Consider the following 1,860-nt stretch of genomic DNA (forward strand, 5'->3'; position numbering starts at 1 on the left):
TGTGATGGGTAGGGGAGCGTCGTGTGCCGGGTGAAGCAGCAGCGGAAGCTAGTTGTGGACGGTTCACGAGTGAGAATGCAGGCATGAGTAGCGATACACACGTGAGAAACGTGTGCGCCGATTGACTAAGGGTTCCTGGGTCAAGCTGATCTGCCCAGGGTAAGTCGGGACCTAAGGCGAGGCCGACAGGCGTAGTCGATGGACAACCGGTTGATATTCCGGTACCCGCTTTGAAACGCCCAATATCGAATCCTCTGATGCTAAGGCCGTGAAGCCGTTCCGGACCCTTCGGGGAAAGGAAAGTGGTGGAGCCGCCGATCCAAGGTGGTAGTAGGTAAGCGATGGGGTGACGCAGGAAGGTAGTCCAACCCGGGCGGTGGTAGTCCCGGGGTAAGGGTGTAGGCCGAGGGGTAGGCAAATCCGTCCCTCATTAAGGCTGAGACCTGATGCCGAGCCGATTGTGGTGAAGTGGATGATCCTATGCTGTCGAGAAAAGCCTCTAGCGAGTTTCATGGCGGCCCGTACCCTAAACCGACTCAGGTGGTCAGGTAGAGAATACCGAGGCGTTCGGGTGAACTATGGTTAAGGAACTCGGCAAAATGCCCCCGTAACTTCGGGAGAAGGGGGGCCATCACTGGTGATCGGATTTACTCCGTGAGCTGGGGGTGGCCGCAGAGACCAGCGAGAAGCGACTGTTTACTAAAAACACAGGTCCGTGCGAAGCCGTAAGGCGATGTATACGGACTGACGCCTGCCCGGTGCTGGAACGTTAAGGGGACCGGTTAGTGACCTTTCGGGGTTGCGAAGCTGAGAACTTAAGCGCCAGTAAACGGCGGTGGTAACTATAACCATCCTAAGGTAGCGAAATTCCTTGTCGGGTAAGTTCCGACCTGCACGAATGGCGTAACGACTTCTCGACTGTCTCAACCATAGGCCCGGTGAAATTGCACTACGAGTAAAGATGCTCGTTTCGCGCAGCAGGACGGAAAGACCCCGGGACCTTTACTATAGTTTGATATTGGTGTTCGGTTCGGCTTGTGTAGGATAGGTGGGAGACTTTGAAGCAGCCACGCCAGTGGTTGTGGAGTCGCCGTTGAAATACCACTCTGGTCGTGCTGGATGTCTAACCTCGGTCCGTGATCCGGATCAGGGACAGTGTCTGATGGGTAGTTTAACTGGGGCGGTTGCCTCCCAAAGGGTAACGGAGGCGCCCAAAGGTTCCCTCAGCCTGGTTGGCAATCAGGTGTTGAGTGTAAGTGCACAAGGGAGCTTGACTGTGAGACCGACGGGTCGAGCAGGGACGAAAGTCGGGACTAGTGATCCGGCGGTGGCTTGTGGAAGCGCCGTCGCTCAACGGATAAAAGGTACCCCGGGGATAACAGGCTGATCTTCCCCAAGAGTCCATATCGACGGGATGGTTTGGCACCTCGATGTCGGCTCGTCGCATCCTGGGGCTGGAGTCGGTCCCAAGGGTTGGGCTGTTCGCCCATTAAAGCGGTACGCGAGCTGGGTTTAGAACGTCGTGAGACAGTTCGGTCCCTATCCGCTGTGCGCGTAGGAATATTGAGAAGGGCTGTCCCTAGTACGAGAGGACCGGGACGGACGAACCTCTGGTGTGCCAGTTGTCCTGCCAAGGGCATGGCTGGTTGGCTACGTTCGGGAGGGATAACCGCTGAAAGCATCTAAGCGGGAAGCCTGCTTCAAGATGAGTATTCCCACCTCCTTGAGAGGGTAAGGCTCCCAGTAGACGACTGGGTTGATAGGCCAGATGTGGAAGCCCGGTAACGGGTGGAGCTGACTGGTACTAATAGGCCGAGGGCTTGTCCTCAGTTGCTCGCGTCCACTGTGTTAGTTCTGAAG

The 1,860-nt window shown here is 56.5% G+C and carries 1 rRNA gene; it reads left to right on the forward strand.

The features are described from left to right. Positions 1 to 1,828, forward strand: a 23S ribosomal RNA gene (locus ACZ58N_RS38845); the annotation flags it as partial. Positions 1,829 to 1,860 lie beyond the last annotated feature (32 nt).

This window comes from Streptomyces sp. NPDC040432 (assembly GCF_055595445.1).